Raw genomic sequence first — 24,739 nt, 5'->3', positions numbered from 1 at the left:
AGTTACCGGTGCGATGCGATCGACCCGAGATCGAGGTGCATCGCCTCGTTCAGCCAATATTCTTCGAGATTATCGCCGTCTCCCATCCGGTCGACAACGAGGAATGAGCTTGCATCCTCGAGAACCAGCAGCGGGTGGTGCCAGCAGTTCCGGGCATAGTTTACCCCCTGGCGGCCATTTGCCACGAACGCCCGATAGCTCGATACCACCAGCGGGTCGGCGCAAACGACAACCAGCCAGTTCGCTCCGGTCAAGGGCATGAACATCTGGCTTCCGAGAGGATGACGCTCCATCAGGCGGATGGCGATCGGCACAGGCCGTTTTGACGCGACAAACCAGCTGATGTTGATCTCTCCACCTTCCGCGGCGACGTCGATATCGGCGAGTCCATTATAGCGCTCGGCATATCCCTGGTTGATCGACAGGGGCGTCATCCCCTCCGTGTCGACGACGTCTCCGAACGGAGCGAACGCCCTCTTCGTCAAAGGTTCGATCGAGAGTGTCACCATCGCCAAGCTCAAATGCCTCCAAGTTCAAAGGGTCTGCAGACCCGCGACGGAAGCCTCCGCACCGACTGGGTCGGCCCGCAGATCCTCTCCCGAAGGATCGACCTCGCCGTTCAGAATACGGTGCGCCTTGGCATGATCAAGGTCTCCCTCCCATGAGGCGACGACGACCGTCGCAACGCAGTTACCAACATAGTTGCCGAGTGCGCGGGCGATGCCGATGAACCAGTCCACCGACAAGATAAGCACCAGTCCGATCGCCGGGATGGCCGGAATGGCGGCCAGTGTCGCGGCGAGGACGACGATGGCCGAACCCGGGACGCCATGAGCACCTTTGGAGGTCAGCAACGCGACGCCCAGGATAGCCAGGAGATCGCCCGTGGCAAGCGGCGTATTCGTCGCCTGTGCAATGAAGACGGCCGCCAGGGTCAGGTAGATGGAGAACGCATCCAGATTGAACGAGTACCCGGTCGGGATCACCAGACCCACGGTCGATCGCTTGATCCCCAGCAGCTCGAGCTTTCGCATGGTCTGCGGAAGCACGCTATCGCCCGCGGCCGTCCCGAGCACGATCAACAGCTCTTCGCGCAGGTAGGCCAGCAACTTGAACAGGCTGAAGCCAGAGAGCCGCATGATCGCGCCGAGCACGACGACCACAAACAGAACCACCGCGAGATAGAACAGGGCAACGAGGCCCCCGAGCTGCTTGAGGGAACCGATGCCGTATTTCCCGACCGTGAAGGCGATCGCTCCGAAGACGCCGATCGGCGCGAGCCGGACGACGAAGTTCATCATCTTGAAGATGATCTCGTTCACCCGCTCGACGAAATCGACGACCGGCTTGGCGCGCTCGCCGCACAGTGACACGGCACAACCGAACATGATCGAGACGATCAGGACCTGCAGAACATCGCCGGAGCTGAAAGCTCCGACGAGCGTCGTCGGAATGAGCTTCATCAGGAATTCGGAGACACCCCCACCGGAGACCTGAGCCGCCGTCTGGCTGAACCCGCTGAGCGCCTTGGCGTCCAACGTCCTCGGGTCGATGTTCATTCCGGCGCCCGGCTGGAAATAATAGGCGAGCGCAATGCCGAACACCAAGGCGATGGTGGTGACGATCTCGAAATAGAGCAGCGATCGAATGCCGACCCTTCCAACCTTTGTGAGGTCACCGGCTGCTGAAATTCCGTGCACGACAACGCAGAACACGATCACGGGGACCAGCATCTTGATGAGCTTGATGAAGCCGTCACCCAGCGGCTTCATCTGCAACGCGATGTCCGGATAGGCCACGCCTAGAGCAATTCCCGCGGCGAGTGCAACGACGACCTGGAAGAAGAGTGACTTGAAGATCCTGGGCATGGCTTTCCTCGCTCGCTGGGCTTCCATCTGGCTTGGTCGGCCGGAGCCTCCGCCATTCTTGTCGTTGGCGGCGAGGTCGCCGCGTACGGAGCCTTTCGCGGCAAGACGCAGGAAGGCTCCATTGGTCATTCGTTGACCAGGTGCGACATCAAGTCCAATATATAGAGCGACACGATTGATAGGTTTTCGCTATGGATCTCCGCCAGCTCCGGTACTTCATTGCGGTTGCCGAAGAGCGCAGCTTTACGCTCGCCGCCCGGCGGCTGAACCTCTCGCAGCCCCCGCTCAGCCAGCATATCCAGTCCCTCGAGGCCGAGCTCGGGACCCAACTCCTCTACAGGACCAGCCGCAGGGTCGAGCTGACCCAGGCCGGTGAAGCCATGATGGTGCGGGGACGCGCCATCCTGCAACAGGTCAAAGTCGCCGAGGACGAGGTTCGCTCGATTGGGGCCGGCCTGATCGGAACGCTGGATGTCGGAGCGACCGGCTCCATTCTGCGCGGCCGTCTCGCAGAGCTGCTCGCGGCCTACCGGGAGGTCGCTCCACGGGTCAAGATGACGGTGCATGAGCAGGCACCCGCGCTGCAGATCGCGGCACTTCTCGGCCGCACCACCAACATCTGCCTCATTCGCGGCATTCCGGCCGAGCGCGACCTGACCAGCAAGCTTGCATGGCGGGAAGAGGTCGTTCTCGCAATGCCCGGCACCCATCGGCTGGCGCGCCGCAAGCGCATCGCCCTCGGTGACCTGGCATCGGAGGATCACGTCGTCCTCGATCCCAATAGCTCCGACTTCGCACGGTACGTGCAGACGTGCTGTGTCGATGCCGGCTTCCTGCCAAGAGTGTCCCAACAGGTCGTCGACGCCCAGTCGATCCCAAGCTTGATTGCCGCCGGTTTCGGCGTGGCACTCGTGCCGCAGTCGATTGCGCGATTCACAACGGCCGACATCGTATTCCGTCCGATCAGGCCCTCACCGCCCACGGCCGACGTGTTTCTGGTCTTCAGAGAGGACGAGACGTCGATGGTGGTGCACAATTTCGTCAAGCTGGCTCTCCGGTATCTGAATCAGCGAAAGAGTGTGGGCTAACGCCCCGGGCGGCCGATGCCGGTCGCGCTTCCTCCGCCTCGTCATTGCGAGCGCAGCGAAGCAATCCAGAATCTATTCCGTTGAGGGATTCTGGATTGCTTCGTCGCAAGGGCTCCTCGCAATGACGGAGCAAGAGTGCCGTAGGGTGGGCAAAGCGACTTGTCCGCCGTAGCTCGAAGAGCGAAGGCGGAAGCGTGCCCACGTATCTTTCGCGGCCGAGAGAGATCGTGGGCACGGCGCAAGAGCGCCTTTGCCCACCCTACGATGTCCGAGTGCGTGACAAGCAGCAAGTAGGATGGGTAGAGCGAAGCGAAACCCAACGCCTCTCATCCTCGCGGAAGCATGATGGGTTTCGCTTCGCTCTACCCATCCTACGTCATCGCAGACATGCCTTCGCAGCCTCGCGGCGCATTTCGCCCGAGCTTTGCTTGGTCGCTCCACCCTCAAGCCAAGAGGGTGCAGGGAAGGCCGGGTGCCGGCAGGCACCCGCGGTCCGCTGCGCGAATAAAGCGCAAAGGAGACCGCACAGCAGCATACAGGTGGTGCCAATCACTCGGCCTTCCCTGCGCGATGGTCGGACGGCTTATGCCGTGCTCTCCCGGGAGCCGAACTTTCCTTTGGCCTCCCTCGCCCCGCGAATTGGATGATGCAGTCCACCCGGTTGGGCTCGCTCGCATCTCCGCAAAAAGCTTGATCGTAGCAACGACGGCCAGGACCACACGGTTTTGCCGTACGCACGGCTCGCCATGTCGCCGCAGTTTTCCCAGCCCTGTCGACAAAGCCGGAAACTTACAAGCGAGACGAACCTGACAGCGCCGCTCGTCTGCACGCGGCCGCGGACTCACAGGGACTACCCGCCCTGCCCGCACCTCTCATGCCGACGCTGCTGCGTCCACCGCAAGCCCGGCTCGCGACAGTGACGACACAAGATCGCCCCTCTTGGTGAGCCGGGATGGACGACACATACGCCGAAACCGAATTTCGGTAAAGTGGAATATTTTGCGACGGAGGATTGACAGCGGCGCGACACAGACGCGATCGCGTAGCCCGGATGGAGCGCAGCGCAATCCAGGGAAGTACGAAATGCCGGGCGAGCGGCCCCGGATTACGCTTTCGCTCCATCCGGGCTGCTGACCGGCCATGGTTCTTGGTGCGACAGCGCACCAGCCGGCAAACCTAGAACGCCCCGGCGATCGTAAGCCGGAACGTCAGCGGCTCCACAGGATGCAGCACGTAGTCCATCACACCATTCTGGCAGACCGCGATCGGCGCGGCACCACCGGTGCAGAGGTTGTAGAGCGTGTCGGTCTTGAGCAGCGACCCATAGGCATAGGTGATCTGGTTCGCCCTTGTGTTGAAGAGGTTGAGCACGTCGAGCTGAAGACGCCAGCCATTGTCGATGCGGTAGCCAACGCGGCCGTTGAAGATGCTGATCGCAGAGGAGCGGAACGCGTTGTCCTCCGTCAGTGGGCTCGACGCCAGATAGCGCCAGCGCAAGGTTCCGAACCAGCCGGTCTTCTCGCCCAGCGTGACGCCGACTGATGTCACCATCGCCGGCGCGTTTGGAATGTAGTTGCCGGGCGCATTGCCTACTTGCGCCTCCGGATAGCCGGCGAGCGAGGCATAGACCTCCGCCTGCTCGCTGTCATAGCCACGGAAGCGCGCATGGGTCATTGCGAGATCGGCGTCGATGTCGATCCAGGACCTGGGCCGGTAATGGTTGGTCCATTCGAAGCCATAGCGGCGGCTGGCGCGGGTCGCCGACGTGTCGCCGGCGTCGCCGGCGAACAGGATCTCGGAATCCTGATCCAGCATGAAGACGCTGAGCGAGGTGTCGAGGCCGGGGACGATTTTGCTGCGAACACCGACCTCCGCACCCCTGGTGCGCACCAGGAGCGGCGACGGCGTGAGCCGCGTCGCGGGATCGCCGGGGTCCTCCGTCGTGGTCGCGCCGCGGGCGTCGTTGGAATGCATGCCGTAGCCAGCGCCGAGGAAGAACTCGGTCTGGCTGAATGGACCAAGCACCATCCTGAATTTCGGGCTGCCGAGCGCAGCGTCAGTGCGGCCGGAATTGTTGGCGTTGAACAGCGACGTGACGTCGGCGGCATAATAATCGCCGCGCCAACCCACAGTCGTCCTGAGCCAGTCCGTCCAGCGCACCGTGTTTTCGGCATAGACGCCGACGCTGCCCTCGCCGGCCTTGTCGCTGCGGATGTTGGAAAGAAAACCGCGCCGAAACGTGTTGGTGAGCGCGAGGTCGATCGCATCATAGCGCGATTGCAGGCCGAAGGTGGTTTGCACCGGCAGGCCGGCCAACGAACCGTTCAGCGTGCGCGCGATGTTGGCGCCGGCCATCAGGCGATCGTCGTGCTGGTGGAACTGATCGCCGAGCACGGGATCGCTGAGGAAGTAGGTGAAATTATTGAAGAGGTCGAGCTGGCTCTTCACGACATAGGCGTTGGCTTTCCACGAGCCGAGATCGTCGCTCTGCGCGATGCGGCCCGAAAGCGCAAAGCGGTTGGTATTGCCGCCGTCGCTCGGGTCTTCCGAACCGAACCGGTCGAGCAGGCCGCCAGTGATCGCGCGCTGCGGCACCTGGTCGGTCGAATTCCATTTGTTCGCATAGGCCATACCGGTGACGGAGACGCCATCGGTCGCGGTGCCCTGGCTGTAGCGCACGAGGCCGTTGAGCTTGCGCACATTGTCCGGATTGTCCCACGGGCCGTTGTAGGTGCCGATCTCGCCGGCCACGAGCAGCGAACCATCACCGACCTTCGCGGAATCCATGCCGAGCAGGCGGCGGTAGCCGAAGCTGCCGACGCTTAACTGCGCCAGTCCCTTGGTACGGTCGATCAAGCCGATATGAATGCTTCCAACGGAGGCGAAATCGCCTTCGTCGGCGAAGTACGGACCCTTGCGCACATCCACCGCGGCGATGGTTTCCGGGATCAGCCAGTTGAGATCGGCATAGCCCTGGCCATGCGCGTGGGTGCGCATGTTGACGGGAACGCCGTCGACGGTGATGGCAAGGTCGGTGCCATGGTCGAGATTATAGCCGCGCAAGAAATACTGGTTGGCTTTGCCCTCGCCGGAATGCTGCGTCACGATGAGACCGGGCACGGCTTCGAGCGCTTCGCCCGGCCGCGTGAACGGGCGTGCATTGATCTCTTCGCCGGAGATCGTGATCTCGCTCGCCATGCCGGGCTGGCCCTTCGCACCCGAGGCGACGCTGCGCACATCCTGTGCTTGCGTCGCCGCTGGATACACTGGGATGCGGTGGCCGGCCGGGAGCGGCTTGGCTGAGCGGCGCGATGCGACCGGCTTCTTGCGCGCCGCTGTCTCGCCGCCGCCGACCTGGATCGGCGGCAGCTCGCGCGAGGTGTCACGGACCTGCGCGAAGGCGCGGCCGTCATCCGCGAGCAGCACCAGGGCCGAGAGTGCCGTCAGCGCGCCGCCGCCACGGCAGAGCTCACGCCGCTTCGGTCGCATCGGCGCATTCCAGAGCTTTCGTCTCGGCCCGGTGCAGTCCGTCGGCAAAGATGCGACGATAGAGCACGACCGAGACGAGCCAGGCGATTACGAACAGCGCGATGACGGCGAAGCCGACATTGGCGAGCGACTCGTTGAGGCCGTCGACCAGCGTCCAAACGCCCCCGGACAGGCCGAGCCGGTCGGCGGCCAACCCGAGCGCCTCGATGCCGCCGATCAACAGCGCGACCGCCACGGAGGCGCCGGTGATCGTGAGGTTGTACCAGAGCTTTCGCAGGGGATCGACGAACGCCCATCGATAGGCGCTCACCATCAGCGCGGAGTCGGCGGTGTCGACCAGCGCCATGCCGGAGGCGAACAGCGCGGGGAAAACCAGGATATCCGCAACCGAAGCGCCGCGTGCCGCTTCGGTTGCGGAGATGCTGAGCAGGCCGATCTCGGTCGCCGTGTCGAAGCCGAGTCCAAACAGGAAGCCGAGCGGATACATGTGCCATGGTTTTGTGACCAGGCGGAACAACGGTCCGAGCAGTCGCGCGAAGACGCCGCGATTGGCGAGCAGCCTCTCGAGGCCTTCGGCGTCGTGGACGCCCTGCTCCCGTGCAGCGCGGAACGTCCGCCACAGGCCGACGAAGATGACGAGATTGATGGCCGCGATCACGAGCAGGAACAGGGCCGACACCGACGTGCCGATGAGGCCGCCGATCTCCTTGAGCAAGCTGTCGCCGCCAAAGCTCACCACGCCGAGCGCGAGCAATATGGTCGCGGCCACGACGACGGTGGAATGGCCGAGCGCAAAATAGAGGCCGACGCTGTGCGGCGCGCCGCCCGTCTGCATCAATTTGCGCACGACGTTGTCGATGGCGGCGATGTGGTCGGCATCGACGGCGTGGCGCAGACCGAACACCCAAGCCAGCAGCGCAGTCGCCAGCACCGTCGGCCGGTCGCCGAACAGCGCGAAGGCCCAGGCCCATGCTGCGATGTTGGCGGCGATGAGCCCCCCGAACAGCACCAGCGTTCCGGATTCGACCGCCCGTAAAGTCCGCCTCACCGCTTGCTCCATCCACCCGATCCCGCAGTATGATGTTTATCAAGAACCCTCATACTGGCAAGAGCAAGAGCCGCGCCGCTTTCGCGCCTTGCGGCCGAAAAGTACAGCGAAACGGAAAGTCACCTCATTGATTCAATAGAAGATTTTTCGCCCGGCGCTCATAGCCCCGGAGCGGGATGCTCTGCTTTTATTGGCAAGCAACTATTCACTTTGACGACCAATCTGACCGGTCTGCACGCGACGGTCAGGGACATGCCTGCTGCAAGCTGCAGCGATTACATATCCACGGTCATCGACAGCAGATAGGTGCGTGGTGCTCCCAGGAAGAACGTTCCGAATGAAGCCACGCTGGACCAGTAACTCTCGCCGGTCACATTCTGGATGTTTGCGCGGAAAACCGTCTTCTTGCCGTTGATCGCCGTGGTGTAACGAGCGCCGAGGTCGAGCCGCGTCCATTCCGGAATCGGCTGCTTGTTCGCGCTGTCGACGAACTGTCTGCCGGTGTAGATGACGGCGCCGTTCAAGGTGAGATCTCTCATCCACGGCAGGTCCCACTCCGCCCCGATATTGGCCTGAATGTTCGGAACGCCGATGGGCGTGTTGCCCTGATTGGCCGCAACGGCGGTCTTCGTCAGCGTGCCATCCAGCAGCGAGATGCCTCCGAGGAGACGAACATCCGGCATGAGTTCGCCGGAGACGTTGAACTCGAGCCCGCGGACCCGTTGCTCGGCGGTCGCCGCGAAGCGCCCGGCGGACAGCTCGCCGCTCGCCTTCGATATCTCGAAGGCACTGAAGGTGGTTGCGATGCGGCCGAAGTCCACCTTGATGCCGGCTTCGTACTGCTTGGCGACGTAAGGCTGCAGCACTTCGCCGAAATTGGATGCGGTCTGAGGAGCCACATCGCCCCTAGCGAGACCTTCGACATAGTTCGCGTACAGCGAGACATTCTCCAGAGGACGGACGACGAGGCCGACCACCGGCGTGACGGCGCTCTTGTCATAGGACGACGTCAGCGTGCCGACATTGGAGGCATAGTTGTTCGCTTCGATGCCCTGGCGCCGGACACCCAAGGTCAGCAGGATGCGCTCGTCGAGCACGGACATGGTGTCCGCAATCGAAAGCCCCGTGAGCTGACTATCCGAGAGCCGGGGGCGGTCGCTGATCTCGTTGGCAAACTGAGTTGGCGCGATGGTCGGATTGTAGATGTTCGACCCGACCACACTGCCATTGGTCAGCCGCCGGTACAGCGCGTCATGGTAGACCGAGGCCTGGAAGGCAAGGGCATGGTGGACGAAGCCGGTATCGAAGCGGGCACGGAGGCCGCCATCATATGTGGTTCGGTCAATGCTCAGCCCGAAGAACTGAGGCGTAGAGTTCGTGTTGCCGTTCGCGTTGACGATGGTCGGAAGACCGAAGAATCGCTCTACATTGGTCTTGGAGCCACCGACGTCCGCAAACAGCGTAACCTGGTCGCTGAGATCGTATTCGGTCCGCAGCAACGCCGATTTGTCGGTGATGTGCGACCATTCCCAGGGCTGGTTCACATTCAAGCGGCCATCCGGTGCCTTCGGCACTTGCAGGCCGGGAGCCATGAGAAACGGACGCGACGGAGCATCGAACCGGTCGGTTTGCGCGATGAGATAGAGCCAGGACCTGAATCGCTCGCCCTGATAGTCGAGAGCCAGCGATCCGACACCTGTCGTTTCGGACTGGCGATCGATCGGCGTGTCGCCGTCGCGGAGGCTCCCGCTGGCCCGTACGCCCCATTGCTTGCCGTCGCCGTAACGTCGCGCGACATCCCAGTGACCGCCGAAGCGGGCAACCGAGCCGTAGCTTGCGGTCAAGCGGGTCAAATCCTCTTCCGCGCGCTTGGGCACGACGTTGATGACACCGCCGACGCCGCCATTGGGTGCCATGCCGGAAAGCGCGGCCGAGGGCCCCTTGAGCACTTCGATGCGCTCGACGTAGTCGGTAAAGATGCGATATGTCGGCGCGATTCCGTAAAGGCCTTCGAAAGCAAATTCACCGTTGTTGCCTTCGTTGATTGGGAATCCGCGAATGTTGAAGGAGTCCACGATACCGCCCGTCGGGTGGGAGCTTCGCACGGACGGATCGAGGATCAGGGCATCCGCACCTGTTGCCGCCTGCCGATCGCGAATGAACTTGTCCGTGTAGCTCGTCACGTTGAACGGTGACTTCATGGTGCTGGAATTGCCGAGCATTCCCAGCCGCGCGCCCTGAGCGACCTCGCCACCCGCATAGGCGGGAGCGACACCCGATTGCGGTCGCGCTGCGGCTGTTTCGACTTGCGGGGCGCCACGCGCCGGCGCGCGCCGCGAATTCGATCGGGCCCGGACATCGTTTCGCTTGGTCGGCGCACGGCGGGCCGATTGTTGCGCCGGAGCATCGACGGTCACGGGTGGAATGGAACTGCCGCCTTGTGGCGTTTGGGATCGAGCAGGCGATTCAAACCACGTGAGCAACGCAACTCCACCCAGCAGCGCCGCGCCAAATCGCGCGACCGTCTCAACTCCACCCATACGTCGCATTCCCAGAAAGCCCCTCATCGATGGCCCTCTCTAGAAAGGCGCCATGATGACGGCAACGAAAATGCGTGCGCTGCGATTTAGAATGTCTCGATCATCGCTGACTGCAGTGGAAATTTATCTGGAACGATTCCAATGGCGCTGTGCGATCGCGCGCAGAATGAAGATGCGCGGTTGGATCTGCGACAGCACGTCCCTTGCAAAATGCCGCGCGATCGAGATCACGACTCTCTTGTTGCGAGACGGGCGATGTTGAGCTGGTGAATCTGGCTGGTGCCCTCCCGGCAGGCAAGCCGGCGTGATCATTCGCGCTTGATCCCGATCGACTTGACGATGGGTGCCAGGCGGGCCAGCTCGTCCTCGACCAGGCGCTGAAACTTGTCGGGACCTGAATCGACGTCCGGCTCCAGACCTTGCGAACGATAGCTTTGCTGCAATTGTGGATCGGCCATCGCCGTACGGGTCGCAGCAGCGATCCGCTCCACGATCACATCCGGGGTCGCTCTTGGAGCGAACAAGCCAAACCAGCCGGCATAGCTGAGGCCCGGCATGCCGGATTCGATGACCGTCGGAATGTCCGGCGCGCCACTCAACCGCCGATCGCTCGTCACGGCGATCATCCGCAGCTTGCCCGCATGGTGCAATTGCAGGATCTGGCTCGAGACCACGGCAATGACCGAGGAGATCTGGCCGCTGACAAGGTCGTTGGTCGCTGGCCCCATGCCCCGATAAGGGACATGGACAAGGTCCGCCGTGAGGCCGGATTGCATCCTGAACATCTCTCCGACGAGATGATTGCCGGTGCCGACGCCCGGCGTGCCATAGGAAAGCCCGCCCGGATTGCGCCGCGCAAAAGCTGCCAGCTCCCGCAGGTCCTTGACCGGCAAGGACGGATAAACCGCGAATGCCAGCGTGCTGGTGATCAGGCGATAGATGGCGCGGAAATCGCGAACCGTGTCGTAGGCGGGCTGCGCGGAGGACAATGGAATCATCACCTGGGTGCTGCCATTGCCGAGCAGAAGCGAATAACCGTCGGCTGCGCTCTGCGCCACCGCGGCGGTGCCGATCGCGCCGCCGGCGCCGCCGATATTCTCGACATAGATCGGCCCCAGCAGCGAGCCGATCCTGTCGGCCCAGGGACGGCCGATCTGATCACCCGCGGCACCAGCCGTGTAGGGAATAACCAGCCTGATGGGGCGGGAGGGGTATTCGTCAGCGGCTGCGCCGCCGGGCCAGGCGGCCAGAGCCGAGATCCCCGCCGCCATATCGAGCAGTTCTCGCCGTGAGAGAGGGGGCATTTTCTGCATATTCGGGACTGAGCTGGTCATCATACACGAATGTGGTGCCTGGAAAACGTGCAGGACCAGCGGCTGCGGAATTAAGAATCTGGTAACGATACGAACGTGGTTGAACGCATTAATGCAAATCGCACGCCGCCAGTGTCTAGCCCGTAACGACCCTGCTATAAAACGCAGTGACGGCTCGATCGATCTTCGCGAATTGTCCGGTTTCCTTGATTGCGCATGAACAAGCTTAGCAACACGTTCGACATCTCCATCGAGCAGTCGTTCGACTTTCTGTCTTCGGAATATGCCGAGCTGTTTGGCCGCTCGGCCGCCACCGCGTTCCAGCATCCGATCTGGCTGCATTGCCTCTACACCAGGCTCGCGCCGGAAGCGGGTGCGGCACCGCTGGTCGTCGTAGTCCGCCACCGCGCGACGGGAGCCCTCGCGATGGTGCTGCCCCTGCTCCGGATCCGGCGCGGTCCGATCCGAACCGTCGAGTTCGCCGACCTGCGCGTCTCCGACTATCTGGCGCCGGTCTGTAGCCCGGAATTGTTTGCGCAACTGCTCGACGATGCGGCTGCATGCGCGCAGATTCAGCGCCTCGTTCGTCCTTTCGATCTGCTCCGCATGACCAAGCTGCCCGACGGGCGGCTTCCGATCGAAAACCTCCTGGCTGCGTCGCGCCGCGTCGCGATGGACACCAACGCCTACGCGACGGTTCTCGTCGCGCCGTTCGAGCAATGGCGGGCCAGTGCGATCGATCGCTCCTATCAGAAGGAGCTCGCAAAGAAATATCGTCAGCTCCAGAAGAAAGGCGAGCTGAGCTTCTCATGCTGCAACGACAGCGCCTCCGTAATTGAGGCCATGGAGGTGATGAAGAAGTTTCGCGGTCCGCGCTTTCAGGCCCAAGGCGACGGCGATTTGCTGCAGCGCTCCGAATATTTCGGCTTCTATTCCGACGTGGCCCTTCGTGGTCTCGGCGCCTTTGTGCGCCTCTACGCCATGACGATGGACGGCGAAGTGATCGCCGCCGTGCTCGGACTGTGCCATCGCGACAGCTTCCTCATCATCATGAGCGCCTTCGACATCGCCGGCTACAAGAGCCAGTCCTTGGGCGCGCTGATGTTCGAGCAGGTGGCGCGGGATTGTATCGAGCGCGGGGATCAGATGCTCGATTTCACCATTGGCGACGAGCCCTACAAGAAATTGTTCGGCGGACAGCCTTCGCCAATGTGGGCGGTCACGAAAGCCGGCAGCACCGCAGGCGCCGTCGCCCTGTTCGCGCTGAAACAGGCTCCGTGGCTGAAACTGGCGGCCAAGCGGCTATCGGATCTGCGGCTGCTGCCCGCCCGCACCCCAACGCCCACGCGCTGACGGACGGCGGGCGAAGCGTCGCAGGGCTCAGGCGCGCAGCGCGCCGCGAACACGTCCAAGCCAGCCCGGATGCATTTGATCGACGCGGTGTGCCCAGCTGCGCCGCAGGAAGTGCAGCCGCCGCCGGACATCCCAGCCGATATCGTCACGAGACGTCAGCGCCTGACGGAAGCGCGCCATCTTCAGGGACTGCTGGTCCGCCGCGATCTTGTCGCGATCGGAATAGAACTGCGCAATCTTCTCCTGGCCCATACCGGCGGTCATGAGCCATCGCGGCGCATATTCGGTGCAAAGACGATCGACGTCCACCAGCAGGCGCGCGACGCCCGTGCCGGCCGCGGGGCAATTGGTCTGGAACGCATCGCCGATGAGCACGATTCCGGGCTGAAGATGTCCCTCGACGACGGTCAGATCCATCACCCAGTTCTGGACCCGGTCGGTGACGCGGAAATCGCCGAGATAGGGCCGCAATCCCGGCAGCAGACGCAAGAGTGTCGCTTCCGGCTCGCGGCGCAGCTCGCGCATGATCGGATCGGTCGGGTCGCGAAACATGAAGAGATTGGCCCGCATGCCGGCGCGAACGGGAAACAGGCTGAGATAATCGATGCCGTCCGCCGTGCGCTCGCCATAGCAGGTCAGCGCCTCGAAATCGAACGGGCGACCGTCCTGGCGGGCAATCGTGAAGCCGAACGACACCGAATGGCGCTCGGCCAGCACGCGCCGCCTGATACAGAGTTTGTAGCCGAGAGCTGCCGCCATGCCCGTGGCCAGAACGACAAGGCGCGCGGTCACGCGCCGCCCGGAGGCCAATTCGATATGCTGGACATCATCGCTGCAGCTGATCGCAGTGACCTCGTCGACGATCAGGCTGGATGGATCGGGGAGCTGGCTGCGCGCCATGGCAACGAGGTCGGCATATGGAAATCCATAGGCCTGGCCGACGCTGACATCGACCACCTTGCCTTCCCGGATATTGAGCACCTGATCATATCGAGAAGCGGCCTTATCGAGCGCATCGAGGAAGCCCAGCTTGCGGAGCATCTCCAACTGATGGCCGCCGATCTTTTCGACCCGGAACTCGTCCGGATGGACCGCCCGCTTGTCGATCAGGGCGATGCGGTGCCCTGCCCGCGCCAGCACGGCCGCTGCGAGCGATCCCGCAAGGCCGCCGCCGACGATCGCGATGTCCGCGACGGTTCTCGACCCGCCAGCTGTGGCGTTCGGCTCGGTCACAGTTCTATCCGCCGTCATGATCCAGGCTCCCACGGTCAACCAAAGTCGCACGTGCAATTCTCTGGCCTGATGTCGCATCGCAGGGCCGAACGCGATCATTTCTCGATATCGAGGTTAACGGGGCGGAGAGCCTGTCGACCTGACGATAGCCGGCACGCCTCTTGCTCGGGATTCTCCGTAAATTCCGGTTTCTGGCAGCTCAGTGGCCGATCCCGGCGAGTCAGCCCGCATTCAAACGGCTGATCTCGCCTTCGGTCCGAGTCGGGCCTTGCTTGATTTGAGACAATGAGGACGACGATGTTCCACAGTGAAGCAACCGGCATGAGCGCGATGTCGCCGCCGCCGGCAGGATCCTGCACTCCGCCCATTAACACTCGCGGTTTTTCGGCATGCTAGGTTGCCGCCGATATCGGAACATGTCTCTTCAGGAGAGAGCAGCTCCTTAAAATTCCATGATCGGATCCATCCTCCAGTTCCTGCGGCGTGACGTCACGCGCGGTGTCGTCGGGACCATCCTTCTCAAGGTTGGTAGCGGCGCGCTTGCGTTTGCGTTGTTCTCGCTGGCTGCACGAACGATGTCGCCCGATGGCTTCGGCATCTTTGCGACCTGGCTTTCGGTTGCCCAGATCGCCGCCGTCGTGGGACTGGTCGGCCAGGAATCCTTGCTGGTGCGCTTCCTGAACGAGTATCAGGTCGGTGACAGGCCGGACCTCACCAAAGGTATCCTCCTGTCGAGCTTCAGGATTGCCTCGGTCGCAATGCTGATCGTGATCGCCGGGATCGCCATCGTGGCGAACATGAGAGGCGATTGGTGGCTGCTCATTCTGGCGGTGTCGGCCTACACGGCCGTGAATGCCGGAGTGATGCTGGGCAGCCAGGTCGCACGCTCGCTCGTCAGCATCCTCATGGGCGAAGGAAATCGCGAGTTCTTCTGGCGGGTCATCGTCGTCCTGTTTCTGCTCGCCATGCTGTTTGGCCATCGGCAACTCGATCCCGCCGAGTTGATCGCGGTGATGACGATTGCCATGTCGGTCGGCCTGGTTGCGCAGATCATTTCGATCGCGCGGGTGCTGCCGGATCTGCGCGGCACGGCGGCGCGCTCCGAAACGTCCCGCTGGCGGTCGAGCGCCCTTCACTTCTGGCTCGCGTCCATCCTTGAAGTCGCAAACCAGTATTTCGACGTCATCCTGGTCTACTGGATGCTGGATCCGGCGACGGCCGGTATCTACTTTGCCGCCTCGCGCCTCGCCAACATCTTCGCCATGGTGTCCGCGGCGTTGTACACTTTCGGCGCGCGCCGGCTCCCCTCGCTGTATTTCAGCAAGAACCATCGGGAGTTCGAGCGAACCTTGCGGTTGATGGCAGAAGTGACCGCGCTTTGCGTGGCCGCCGGGCTCGCCACGGTCTGGATCGGCGGCCCCTATCTCCTCAACCTGTTCGGGCCCCATTTCACCGAGCAGCATTCGGTTCTGATCGTGCTTGCGATCGGAACGGCCATCCAGGCCGCAGGCGGCCCGTCTGCTGCGATCCTGCAGCTGACCGGCCATGAACGAATCTATGTGCCCGTCGTTGCCGCCAACGTCGCGCTGCGGCTTGCGGGATTTCTCATCCTCATTCCCTGGCTCGGCGTGCTCGGCGCGGCGGTCTCGGCCACAGTATCGCTGGCGCTCGCGACCATTGCCCTGAACTTGCTCTGCCGCCGGCGCACAGGGGTGGACCCTTCGATCCTCGTGCTTTTGCGCTTCAGCGCCATAAAACGCGGCAATTATGCAGTCGGCAGCGCCGATTCCAGCGACTAGGCGTCGATCGCGCATCGGCGCGAGATCGATTGGTTAACGCGCGTTTCGCGTACCATGCGGAAACCAGCGAAATGATCGCGCGAAGGATGTCGACAGACGAGCCTCGCATTAACTCCGTTTGTTTCTAGTCGGTGTCCGCGCGATACCCGCATGGTAGGTACGGAGCCAAGAAGGTGAAGATTTCGTTTCTCTAGCGGGTCGGGATCCGTGCTCCACTATCAGCCGAACAAGGAATTGGGCGAGACGACCGCGACAGCACCCGCGCGGCCAGACGGCGGCGGACCAAAGCTGCACGTGCTTCTCGCGCAAACCCAGGCCGAGAACGCCGGTGCGCAGGAGATCTCCAGGCTGCTCGGCGCCGGGCTGACCGCGCGCGGCTACCGGGTCACCAATCTGTTCTTCTTTCGTAAATCGGAATCGTTCGACGAGCCGCCCGATACGCTCTATTGCGCGTCGAGCCGGCCCGGCAATCCGGTGGCGCTGCTGCGGATGCTGTGGACGCTCGGCCGTCATATCAGGACGATCAAGCCCGACGCCGTGCTGACGTTCCAGCATTTCGGCAACGTCATCGGCGCCGGCGTGACGCGCCTCGTCAGCCGCGCACCGGTCATCGCCAACCAGGTTTCATCCGCGCTGGCGATGAGCCGGCCGGTCCGCACCGCCGACATCGTCATGGGCAGTGTCGGCTTCTTCGACCGCATCACGCTCAATTCGCGGGACATGGAGCGCGAATATTCGCGCTACCCTGCGGCTTATCGTTCGCGCATGGTGCATGTGCCGCACGGCTTCGACGACAAGGCGCTTATCCTGTCGAAGGAGGCTGCACGACAGAAATTCAATCTACCGCCGGATCGTGTCCTGCTCGGCTGCGCGGCGCGGCTGCATCCGCACAAGCGGCTCGACATGGCGATACGTCTGTTGCCGGATCAACCGTCCTGGCATCTCGCGCTCGCCGGCCAGGGCGCCGACAAGGCCCGACTGCGGCAGTTGGCCAGCGACTTGAAGGTATCGGACCGGCTGCATTTGCTCGGGGAAATCCCCCCCAGCCGAATGGCGGATTTTCTCGCCTGCCTGGACGTGTTTGTATTCCCGACGCAGGCGGAAACCTTCGGTCTGGCTGCGGTCGAGGCTGCAAACGCCGGTGTTCCCTCCGTCGTGACCGATCTTCCCGTCTTGCGCGAAGTGTTGTCTTACGAAGGAAAACCGACTGCACTCTTCGTCGACGCCTCCGATCATACGAAGCTCGCGACAGCCGTCTCCCGGCTGCTGATGGACCAGAATCTGAGCGATGAACTGCGACAAAATGCCAAAGGCCTCAGGCTGCGCTATTCGGTAGATGCCATGGTGGAGGAATACGTTCGGATTCTCGGCCAGGTCACTTGACCTGATACGTTGGAATAGATGGGCTCGACATGATCATCGAGTTTCGCTGTGAACGAGAGCACGCGCGGCGCTGGATGGGCCGCGACATGCTGTCGATCGACGGCCAAAACGTTCCGGTGCAAATCGCGTGGGTGGCAACGGCCGAGCCGCGGCCCGCGGGTCTCGACGCCCTGTTCGAGCTCGAACGTATGGTGTTGCACAAGGGCAAGCACAGCGGCGCCAACAGGCTGAACATCGCTCCGGAACAGACGCAGGTTCGCAACCAGACGGCCGACGTGATCGTCGATTTCACCGGCGGCGCGCGCGATCCAAGCAGCTCCGCCCCGCGGTATCTCCGTCCGCTGTTCAATGGAACTGCAGGCGAAAACGCCGCCCTCGCCGCCATTCTGGCCGGCGACCTGCCGGTGATCGACATCGTCAACGAGATCGACGGTTCGGTCCTCGATCGCGGCCATCCATCCGGAGAAATTGCCGCAGGCCTCAGCGGCGCACTCGAAACCGTCATGGCGCGAACCCTGACCATGGTGGCGGCGATCCTGTCGGGACGGCCGCGCATCGTGCCGCAGTTGGCGCACCGCGCTGGAAATGGCTCGTACCGCGCACCCCTAGGCTACGTCACGCGCGGCCTTGCCGTCTCGATCGCCAAGGAGATCTATCGCCTCTGCTGCTATGCCCCGCATTGGCATATCGGATGGCGCTTCAATGAGGGCGCGGGCGTCTGGCAGACCGGAGATCTATCGGGTCCAGGCTGGAACGTTCTGGAAGATCCCGGAAACCACTTCTACGCCGATCCTTTCCCCATCACATGGCAGGGACGAACATTCGTCTTCTTCGAGGATCTCGATCACCGTGTCGGAAAAGGCATCATCTCGGCGATCGAGTTCAGTGACAGTGGACCGGTTGGCGAGGTTGTGCCGGTGCTGGAGGAGCCCTGGCATCTCTCCTATCCGTTTCTGATCGAAGACGGTGGCGAGTTGTGGATGATCCCGGAGAGTTCGACTCACGGGGATGTCGCCCTCTACAAATGCGCCCGGTTCCCGGACACATGGGAGCGACACACGACGCTCCTTTCGGACCTCGAACTCGCTGACGTCACGATCACACAGCACAACGGCCTGCATTATCTGTTCGGATCCTGGCGCGACGGAACCGGCGGCTATTCGGATTCGCTGGCGATCTATTATGCCGATCGCCTGTTGGGCCCCTGGTTGCCGCATGCCAGCAATCCAGTCCTGATCGACCGCGCAAGCACGCGGCCGGCCGGGAATTTCGTCACGCTCAATGACAAATTGTGGCGCCCGATCCAGAACTGCACCGACGGGTACGGCGCGGCGCTCGCGCTGGCGGAAGTGGTGGAACTGTCGCCGACCGCCTTCAAGCAGATCGTGCGCCATTCTCTGAGGCCGGGACCGCACTGGCCCGGCAGGAAGCTCCACACCCTGAACCGCTGCGGCCGGCTCGAGGTGATCGACGGATCCCGCGTCCAACCCAAGACCCGCGCCTTCGCGAGTAGACTTCCATCGGCGATTCAGTCTCCGCGCACCAGTTCATCCACGGCCAGTTGAGGCCACCGGCGTGATGCAAAGTAGAGCCGCGCTGTCGCTCGCATCGCGTCCGAGCGCGCGGGCAAGGACGTGCCCGATCCTTCCCGCCTTCGACGCGGCACCGCGCCAGGCCACGATCTGGTCGGGACGTATCAAAGCGAGATCGGCATCGTAGAGATCGCGCAAGGCCGCCGGCAGCGTGACGAGCTTCAAATCCACCCCGAGCGCGCGGACGGCGTCGGCGATTCCGGCATGAGCCGATGCGGCCTCGCCGAACTGGAGCAGCGTCCATTCGAACCCGAACAGGTCATACAAGGACACGCCGTCGTCCAGCCACGCATGCGGTGCGCGGCCGCCGGGACAGGCGCTGGGAACGTAGACGTTCGCAGCATCGGGCGGCGGCTGGCTGCCATCGGAGACGATGATCGGCGAGCCGTCGTAGCGCCCGCCGAAAGTCACACCGGGGATGTTGAACTCCGCACGGGCGTGCTGCTCGAGATAGACGCCTGCAATCCTTCGCGCCTCGCTGCCCTCGTCCGTGGCGTCTTCGATCTCCGGCGCCGGCGCGAACAAACCAAGGGAATCGGCAAAGCGCCGGGCATAATCGGTGTTGCGGAGCGCGACCGGGCGTCGCTCGATTTCGTAGCTGTCGAGTAGCGTTGCCGGGCTCAGACCCTTGACGACGCTTGCGAGCTTCCAGCCGAGATTGACCGCATCCTCGATCGCGGTGTTGTAGCCGAGGCCGCCGGTCGGCGTGAACAGATGCGCCGCGTCGCCGCCGAGAAGGACCCTGCCCCTTTGCATGCCGTCCGCAACCAGCGCGTGACCGGCGGTCCAGGTCAGGAAGGACAGCACCTCGCAGTCGATCGGCGCACCGCAGGCGCGCTGGAAGGCAGCCCTGGCGTCGTTGATCGTGATCGCACTCTCGTCTTCGCCTGGTCGAAGCTGCGTGTGAAATGCGAACTCGTCGCGTCCGTTCACCGATGCCATGAAGGCGCGGCGGTCGCCGTTGAAGCAATTGTACATCCAGGCCCTGGCGTGCGGGATGCTCGCATAGAAGTCCGGCGAACGGAGATAGACCGCCAGCATGCGGCCACCCATGAAATCGCGTTGCGTTCCGGTCTCGCCGCCATAGACGATCCCGAGCGATTGACGAACCATCGAGCGCGGCCCGTCGGCGCCAACGAGGAAGTCGGCGCGAACCTGAAAACGGCTGCCATCATCGAGGCGTTCGACTTCGCCCACGATGCCGTCATCGCTTTCGGCGTAACTGATCAGCCGGTGGCCATAGTTGAGCTTGATGCCGGCAAGCCGTTCGGCATGGCGGCGCAGCACCGCCTCGACATATTTCTGCGAGACCCGGTGCGGCAGCTCCGCCGCGCTCCAGGAGCCTGACATGCCCCTGATGAGCTCGCCCGCACGTGACGATGACGGCAATCGAAAACGCGCCAGTTCGTAAGCCGTGTAGCGCGTGAAGTACGCAACGTCGGTCGGATAATCGGCAGGCAGTCCTTCGCGCCTGATCTCATCAGCAAAACCCAGCCGCCGATAATGCTCCATCGAGCGCGCCTGCGTCGCGTTGGCTTGCGGATTGAACGCGGTGCCCGGCTTTTCGTCGACCAGGATCGCGGACACGCCGCGCCGGCCGAGCTCATTGGCCAGCATCAGCCCGCAGGGTCCCCCGCCCACGATGAGCACCGAGGCTGTCAGACCTGTTTCCAAGACGCTTCTCCCTACCGGCATTATCCTGCATGGTAAGGACGCCTGACGATATCGTCAAGTTGCATGACTAATCGGCATCGTCGAGCGTGTCGAACTTCGCGCCATAGAGCGCCAGCCCCTTCAGGATCGCCTCCATCGTGGCCTTGCCGAGCTCGGTACGCATCTCCTGCTCGGCGATGTCGACCGCATCGCGGAAGGCATCGAGCCATTTGTGACCGGCCCGCGTGAACATGACAATGCGCGCACGACGGTCGGTCGGGTCCGCGATGCGATCGACGAGGCCGAGCTCCGCGCATTGATCGACCAGCTCGCCCATCGCCTGCTTGCTCATCGAGGCACGGCGGGCAAGCTCTGTGAGCCGCGTCCCCTCGACGTCGAGATTGCGGGTCAGGCTGACATGCGCAATGCGCGTCTCGTCGTGTCCCCGCTCGCTCATCAATTCGAGCACGCGGCCCTCGAAGCGCCGCACCGCGTTGTTGAGCAGGCGACCGATATTGGCATGCCGCCACGCGGTGCCGGATGCGGTGCCGGATGAGATGCCGGCTGTCTTGGCTTTCACGAGATCTGCTTCCGATTCGACCGATCGAGGTTGCGCGAAGCTAACACAACAGGCGGCCTGACGCGCTCGGACAGCTGATCAGCGTGTGTTGGCGACTCTGGCGCCGCGGACGGCGTGGATCAATACGCCGCCCGTCGTTTCGTGGTTCGATCACTTCCGGCTGCGGACGGCTTACTGGGAGCGATCCGAGGTCCAGCCCTTGTACTGGGCGACGTTGTCCCTGGTCACGAGCTTGGACGGCAGCAGCTCGACGGTCGAGGCCGGCTTCTGGCCATTGAGAATGCCGACACCGACCTGCACGGCCCGCCGCGCCATGAAGAACGGGTCCTGCGAAGCCGAGGCCTGGATCTGCGGCGATTGCGGATCTTTCAGCGCCGCTTCGATATCGGGCGCGCCATCGACCGCAGTGATGACGATGCCGCTGCGGTTCTGCTGGCGAGCCGCAAGATCGGTGCCGATCGCCTGCGGATCGTTGATGGCGAAGATGGCGTCGATCTTGGGGAAACGCGTCAGATAGCCCTGCGCGACGGTGAGGCCGCCCTCGCGCGAGCCTTTGCCGTCCTGGTCGTTGGACAACACCTTGATGGCGGGATTCTTCGAGAACACGTTCTTGCAGCCCACGACACGATCGATCACGGCGGAGACTTGCGGCCCGTTCTCGATGATGACGTCGCCCTTGCCGCCCAGTTTGTCGACGATGTACTGGCACGAGATCTCGCCGGCCTGGACGTTGTTCGTGGTCACCGTCGCATCGGCGCCTTCGGCCGCGGTATCGACCGCAACGACGACGATGCCTGCGGCTTGCGCCTTCTTGATCGCCGGCCCGATAGCCTTGGGATCGCCCGGGTTCAACAGGATCAGATCGACACCGGCGGCAATGAAATTGTCGATCTGGGTCACCTGCTTGCCGAGATCGTATTCGAAGCCGACCGTCGTGATCTTCACATTGGGATTGGTCTTCTTGGCCTCGAACTCGGCGCCCTTCGACAGTGCGACGAAGAACGGGTTGCCCATCGACCCCAGCGAGACACCGATCGACTTGAGCTCCTTGGCCGAGGACGGCACGGTGCTAAGAACAAGCGCCGTCGCGGCGCCGGCGAGCATGATCGTCTTCAACATGGACTTCCTCCCTGGTCTGTCTTCGTCCCCGGCACGGCAGACCAGTTGCCGCAGCGGAATCCCGTATCACGTCATGCGCGCTCAGACGCGCGCACCGTCCTTCACGTTCTGGCAGAGCCTTGCAGCCGGTAGCGATCGAGCGCGACGGCGCCGATGATCACCAGGCCCTTGATCACGTATTGCCAGATGTCGGAAACGCCGACGAGGATCAGGCCGTTCGACAGCACGGCGATGATCAGCGCACCGACCAGCGTGCCCCAGATCGAACCGATGCCGCCGACGAAGGAGGTCCCGCCCAGGATCACGGCCGTGATCGCATCGAGCTCGTAGGATTGACCGAGCTGCAGGCCGTTGGCCGCATAGAGTCGCGCCGCCTGCATCGCGCCGCCGAGCCCGGCGAAAAGCCCGGAGATGCCGTAGACGAAGATCAGGACGGCCCAAACCTTGATGCCGGCAAGCCGCGCGGCGCTTTCATTGCCGCCCACCGCATAGATGTGCACGCCGAGTACGGTCCGGCGCAGCACCAGCCACGAGACCAGGATGACGAGCAAGGCAATCACCGAGAGCCACGGGATCGACGCGACGCCGGGGATGAGCGTGAGCGAGCCGTTGCCGATGAAGGCATAGGGAATGGAGGGATTGAAAACGGTGGTGTCGGCGCCGAGCAGCCGCGCCAGGCCGCGCACGGCGGTGAGAGAGCCGAGCGTGACGATGAAAGGCGGCAGGCGGAGCAGCGCAATCAGCGCGCCGTTGACGATACCGAAGCCCAGGCCGGTGAGCAGCGCGGCCGGCAGCCACAGCATTCCGAGCTCCGGCAGCTTGGAGAGCGTCAACCCGGCCATCGCTGAGGCCGCCAGGATCGAGCCGACCGAGAGGTCGATGCCGCCGGTGAGGATGACGAAGGTCATGCCTGCGGCGAGCACGGTGTTCACTGCGGCCTGCTGCAACACGATGCCGAGATTTTGTCCGGTGAAGAAGCGTCCCTCGGACAGGAAATGGAAGCCGATGCAGAGAATCAGCAGCACCGGGAGCATGCCGAGTGCGCCGATCAGCATCCTCACCCGCTGGCGCTTTGTCTCGGCCGCGGCACCGTTGGCCGTCGTGGTCGCGGCGGGCTGGGCCTGCGAAGCACCATTGTCAGGCATCCAGATGCTCCATCCCCGTGGCAAGCGCCATGATGTCTTCTTGTGTCAGCGGCGAATTGGGACCTCGCGTGACCTCGCCGGCCATGCGCCCGGCACGCATGACGACAACCCGGTCGCAGATGCCGATGATTTCAGGCAGATCGGACGAGATGACGAGGATGGCGGTGCCCGCCTTGGCCAGATTGTCGATGATCGAATAGATCTCCGACTTGGCGCCGACATCGACGCCACGCGTCGGCTCGTCGAGGATCAGCACCTTTGGTGCAATCGCGAGAAGCCGCGACAGCAGCAGCTTCTGCTGATTGCCGCCGGAGAGCCCGCCTGCGGGGACGGCGACATTGGCGGCGCGGATGCTGAGCCCCGCGAAGGCCCTGTCGGCGCGCTCGCGCGCCTTGTCGCGATCCAGGAACCAGCCGAGCTTCGCATCGCGCGCGAGCACCGCGAGGTTGATGTTGTCCAGACATGACATGTCCAGGAACAGGCCGAGCGCCTTGCGGTCCTCGGTCAGATAGGCGATCCCAGCCTCGAGCGCCTCACCGGGGCTGCGGATCTCGACCGGCCGTCCCTCGAGCTCGAGCCGGCCGGAGGTTTTGGGCAACGCGCCGATCATGAGATGCGCAAGCTCGGTGCGGCCGGCGCCGATCAGACCGGCAAGTCCTACCACCTCGCCCGCGTGCACGGTGAGCGAGCAACCCTTGACGCGCTGACCATCGGCCATATCGATCGCTGCGAGCACGGGATGTCCCCGCCCCGCCTCCGGATCGTGGTCCTTCTTGTAGAACGATGAGACGTCGCGCCCGACCATCAGCCGCACGATGGTGTCGGCGCGAATGTCCTGCTTGTCGAGCGAGCCGACCAGCCTGCCGTCGCGCAGCACGGTGACGCGGTCGCCGAGCGCGTAGACCTCGTCCATCCGATGCGAGATGTAGATGATAGCGAGGCCCTCGGCGCGAAGCTGGCGGATCAGCGCGAACAGCCGCGCGCTCTCGCCGGCCGACAGCGCCGTGGTCGGCTCGTCCATGATCAGGATCTTTGACCTCGCATGGAGCGCACGCGCGATCTCGACCAATTGCCGCTGGCCCATGGAGAGATGCGCCACCAGCGTCGATGGCAGGAAGTCTGCGCCCAGCCGTTTCAGGATGGGGCCGACGCCCTCGCGCATGACACCGCGCGCCAGCATTCCCGAACGCGAGATCTCGCGTCCCAGATAAATATTCTCGGCGACACTGAGATTGGGGGCGAGCGACAGTTCCTGATAGATGATGGAGATGCCTGCGTTGCGGCCGCCGAGCGGACCTTCGATCCGCACCGGGTGTCCTTCGATGCGGATCTCGCCGCCGGGATCAGGCCTGTAGGCGCCGGACAGGATCTTCATCAGCGTCGACTTGCCGGCGCCGTTCTCGCCCATCAAGGCATGCACTTCGCCGGCATAGACAGTGAGATCGACGGCACGCAGCGCTTTGATGCCAAAGAAGGATTTTGAGACCCCGCGCATCTCGAGGATCGGATCGTTCATCGTGCCTCCCGGCGCACAAT

Annotated in this window: 17 protein-coding genes; 5 read left to right on the top strand and 12 right to left on the bottom strand. The window is 63.3% G+C overall.

The genetic code is table 11. The features are described from left to right. Positions 1-2: 2 nt before the first annotated feature. Together IVB26_RS15770 and dctA are read right to left on the bottom strand one after the other, a co-directional pair. Positions 3-509: an ureidoglycolate lyase gene (locus tag IVB26_RS15770; protein WP_247973173.1), complete on the bottom strand. Its 507-nt coding sequence runs from the start codon at positions 507-509 to the stop codon at positions 3-5. A 24-nt stretch (positions 510-533) separates the two neighbouring features. Then, positions 534-1,868, bottom strand: coding sequence for a C4-dicarboxylate transporter DctA (gene dctA, locus IVB26_RS15765; protein ID WP_247972491.1), 1,335 nt, complete (start codon positions 1,866-1,868; stop codon positions 534-536). A 191-nt stretch (positions 1,869-2,059) separates the two neighbouring features. On the opposite strand from dctA, the gene IVB26_RS15760 reads away from it, so the two are divergent. Beyond that, the gene (locus IVB26_RS15760) at positions 2,060-2,956 is read left to right on the top strand and encodes a LysR substrate-binding domain-containing protein (RefSeq protein ID WP_247972490.1); all 897 of its coding nucleotides are present in this window, start codon (positions 2,060-2,062) and stop codon (positions 2,954-2,956) included. 1,176 nt (positions 2,957-4,132) lie between these two features. On the opposite strand, the gene IVB26_RS15755 is transcribed toward IVB26_RS15760, so the two are convergent. The 4 genes from IVB26_RS15755 to IVB26_RS15740 form a co-directional block, all read right to left on the bottom strand. Then, entirely contained in the window at positions 4,133-6,445 is a 2,313-nt protein-coding gene (locus IVB26_RS15755; RefSeq protein WP_247972489.1) for a TonB-dependent receptor, read from the bottom strand. Continuing rightward, positions 6,426-7,505 carry a HoxN/HupN/NixA family nickel/cobalt transporter gene (locus IVB26_RS15750; protein WP_247972488.1) on the bottom strand — a complete coding sequence of 360 codons (1,080 nt, stop codon included), beginning with the start codon at positions 7,503-7,505 and terminating at the stop codon, positions 6,426-6,428. Before IVB26_RS15750 ends, IVB26_RS15755 begins: the two co-directional genes overlap by 20 nt. Positions 7,506-7,768: 263 nt before the next feature. Further along, the gene (locus IVB26_RS15745) at positions 7,769-10,060 is read right to left on the bottom strand and encodes a TonB-dependent receptor (protein WP_458309353.1); all 2,292 of its coding nucleotides are present in this window, start codon (positions 10,058-10,060) and stop codon (positions 7,769-7,771) included. A gap of 281 nt (positions 10,061-10,341) precedes the next feature. After that, on the bottom strand, positions 10,342-11,337 hold the full coding sequence (locus tag IVB26_RS15740) for a Bug family tripartite tricarboxylate transporter substrate binding protein (RefSeq protein ID WP_247972486.1): 996 nt from the start codon (positions 11,335-11,337) through the stop codon (positions 10,342-10,344). 225 nt (positions 11,338-11,562) lie between these two features. Here IVB26_RS15740 and IVB26_RS15735 point away from each other — a divergent pair, with 225 nt between their 5' ends. Beyond that, complete coding sequence (locus IVB26_RS15735; RefSeq protein ID WP_247972485.1) at positions 11,563-12,699, top strand: GNAT family N-acetyltransferase; 1,137 nt, start codon at positions 11,563-11,565, stop codon at positions 12,697-12,699. A gap of 27 nt (positions 12,700-12,726) precedes the next feature. Here IVB26_RS15735 and IVB26_RS15730 read toward each other — a convergent pair whose 3' ends face one another. Then, on the bottom strand, positions 12,727-13,950 hold the full coding sequence (locus IVB26_RS15730) for an FAD-dependent oxidoreductase (RefSeq protein ID WP_247972484.1): 1,224 nt from the start codon (positions 13,948-13,950) through the stop codon (positions 12,727-12,729). A 434-nt stretch (positions 13,951-14,384) separates the two neighbouring features. Between IVB26_RS15730 and IVB26_RS15725 the strand changes: the two genes are divergently transcribed. From IVB26_RS15725 to IVB26_RS15715, 3 genes are all read left to right on the top strand, one after another. Further along, on the top strand, positions 14,385-15,731 hold the full coding sequence (locus IVB26_RS15725; RefSeq protein ID WP_247972483.1) for a lipopolysaccharide biosynthesis protein: 1,347 nt from the start codon (positions 14,385-14,387) through the stop codon (positions 15,729-15,731). A gap of 207 nt (positions 15,732-15,938) precedes the next feature. Further along, positions 15,939-17,114, top strand: a complete 1,176-nt coding sequence (locus IVB26_RS15720) for a glycosyltransferase family 4 protein (RefSeq protein WP_247972482.1) — start codon at positions 15,939-15,941, stop codon at positions 17,112-17,114. A 29-nt stretch (positions 17,115-17,143) separates the two neighbouring features. After that, complete coding sequence (locus IVB26_RS15715; RefSeq protein ID WP_247972481.1) at positions 17,144-18,679, top strand: glucosamine inositolphosphorylceramide transferase family protein; 1,536 nt, start codon at positions 17,144-17,146, stop codon at positions 18,677-18,679. Here the strand turns inward: IVB26_RS15715 and IVB26_RS15710 are convergent. The 5 genes from IVB26_RS15710 to IVB26_RS15690 all read right to left on the bottom strand — a co-directional run bounded on the left by IVB26_RS15710 (position 18,662) and on the right by IVB26_RS15690 (position 24,719). Further along, positions 18,662-20,401 carry an FAD-dependent oxidoreductase gene (locus IVB26_RS15710; protein WP_247972480.1) on the bottom strand — a complete coding sequence of 580 codons (1,740 nt, stop codon included), beginning with the start codon at positions 20,399-20,401 and terminating at the stop codon, positions 18,662-18,664. The genes IVB26_RS15715 and IVB26_RS15710 overlap by 18 nt on opposite strands. A gap of 46 nt (positions 20,402-20,447) precedes the next feature. Then, on the bottom strand, positions 20,448-20,939 hold the full coding sequence (locus IVB26_RS15705) for a MarR family winged helix-turn-helix transcriptional regulator (protein ID WP_247972479.1): 492 nt from the start codon (positions 20,937-20,939) through the stop codon (positions 20,448-20,450). A 171-nt stretch (positions 20,940-21,110) separates the two neighbouring features. After that, positions 21,111-22,058 (bottom strand): ABC transporter substrate-binding protein, encoded by a 948-nt coding sequence (locus tag IVB26_RS15700; RefSeq protein ID WP_247972478.1) that lies wholly within the window; start codon positions 22,056-22,058, stop codon positions 21,111-21,113. A 101-nt stretch (positions 22,059-22,159) separates the two neighbouring features. After that, positions 22,160-23,203, bottom strand: coding sequence for an ABC transporter permease subunit (locus IVB26_RS15695; RefSeq protein WP_247972477.1), 1,044 nt, complete (start codon positions 23,201-23,203; stop codon positions 22,160-22,162). Beyond that, positions 23,196-24,719, bottom strand: a complete 1,524-nt coding sequence (locus tag IVB26_RS15690; protein WP_247972476.1) for a sugar ABC transporter ATP-binding protein — start codon at positions 24,717-24,719, stop codon at positions 23,196-23,198. The genes IVB26_RS15695 and IVB26_RS15690 overlap by 8 nt, the downstream gene beginning before the upstream one ends. Between the last annotated feature and the right edge of the window lie 20 nt (positions 24,720-24,739).

The organism is Bradyrhizobium sp. 195 (assembly GCF_023101665.1).
GTDB lineage: Bacteria > Pseudomonadota > Alphaproteobacteria > Rhizobiales > Xanthobacteraceae > Bradyrhizobium.
This window is presented reverse-complemented; position numbering and strand designations above follow the sequence as displayed.

What these genes read in the sequence shown, in the direction of transcription:
- IVB26_RS15770 (WP_247973173.1), bottom strand. Translation starts at nt 509, where the DNA reads ATGGTGACACTCTCGATCGAACCTTTGACGAAGAGGGCGTTCGCTCCG.
- dctA (WP_247972491.1), bottom strand. Translation starts at nt 1,868, where the DNA reads ATGCCCAGGATCTTCAAGTCACTCTTCTTCCAGGTCGTCGTTGCACTC.
- IVB26_RS15760 (WP_247972490.1), top strand. Translation starts at nt 2,060, where the DNA reads ATGGATCTCCGCCAGCTCCGGTACTTCATTGCGGTTGCCGAAGAGCGC.
- IVB26_RS15755 (WP_247972489.1), bottom strand. Translation starts at nt 6,445, where the DNA reads ATGCGACCGAAGCGGCGTGAGCTCTGCCGTGGCGGCGGCGCGCTGACG.
- IVB26_RS15750 (WP_247972488.1), bottom strand. Translation starts at nt 7,505, where the DNA reads ATGGAGCAAGCGGTGAGGCGGACTTTACGGGCGGTCGAATCCGGAACG.
- IVB26_RS15745 (WP_458309353.1), bottom strand. Translation starts at nt 10,060, where the DNA reads ATGAGGGGCTTTCTGGGAATGCGACGTATGGGTGGAGTTGAGACGGTC.
- IVB26_RS15740 (WP_247972486.1), bottom strand. Translation starts at nt 11,337, where the DNA reads ATGCCCCCTCTCTCACGGCGAGAACTGCTCGATATGGCGGCGGGGATC.
- IVB26_RS15735 (WP_247972485.1), top strand. Translation starts at nt 11,563, where the DNA reads ATGAACAAGCTTAGCAACACGTTCGACATCTCCATCGAGCAGTCGTTC.
- IVB26_RS15730 (WP_247972484.1), bottom strand. Translation starts at nt 13,950, where the DNA reads ATGACGGCGGATAGAACTGTGACCGAGCCGAACGCCACAGCTGGCGGG.
- IVB26_RS15725 (WP_247972483.1), top strand. Translation starts at nt 14,385, where the DNA reads ATGATCGGATCCATCCTCCAGTTCCTGCGGCGTGACGTCACGCGCGGT.
- IVB26_RS15715 (WP_247972481.1), top strand. Translation starts at nt 17,144, where the DNA reads ATGATCATCGAGTTTCGCTGTGAACGAGAGCACGCGCGGCGCTGGATG.
- IVB26_RS15710 (WP_247972480.1), bottom strand. Translation starts at nt 20,401, where the DNA reads ATGCCGGTAGGGAGAAGCGTCTTGGAAACAGGTCTGACAGCCTCGGTG.
- IVB26_RS15700 (WP_247972478.1), bottom strand. Translation starts at nt 22,058, where the DNA reads ATGTTGAAGACGATCATGCTCGCCGGCGCCGCGACGGCGCTTGTTCTT.
- IVB26_RS15695 (WP_247972477.1), bottom strand. Translation starts at nt 23,203, where the DNA reads ATGCCTGACAATGGTGCTTCGCAGGCCCAGCCCGCCGCGACCACGACG.
- IVB26_RS15690 (WP_247972476.1), bottom strand. Translation starts at nt 24,719, where the DNA reads ATGAACGATCCGATCCTCGAGATGCGCGGGGTCTCAAAATCCTTCTTT.